Genomic DNA, 329 nt, shown 5'->3' on the forward strand with positions numbered 1-329 from the left:
GGAACAGATGAAGGTGAGTGTAATGCTACTTTAACCATTGTAGCTCCGTCAGCATCTGACAATTGTACTGCTGGTACAGCTACCGGTACCCGTAGTGATAATCTTGCTTTGACTGATCCGTTCCCAACAGGAACAACTACTATAACCTGGAACTACAGCGATGGCATCAATGCCGCGACTGCAGTAGAGCAGGTGGTAACAGTGACTGATGATGAAGCTCCTGTGTTTGCAGCTGTATCAGCAATCGATGAAGGAACAGATGAAGGTGAGTGTAATGCTACTTTAACCATTGTAGCTCCGTCAGCATCTGACAATTGTACTGCTGGTAC

General features: G+C 46.2%; 1 protein-coding gene. It reads left to right on the top strand.

What is annotated here, in order from left to right; translation table 11 throughout:
- Positions 1 to 108: 108 nt before the first annotated feature.
- Positions 109 to 329, top strand: a 221-nt coding sequence (locus HC176_RS18385; protein WP_167920431.1) for a hypothetical protein, incomplete at its 3' end; no start/stop codon positions are given.

This window comes from Tamlana crocina (genome assembly GCF_012037625.1).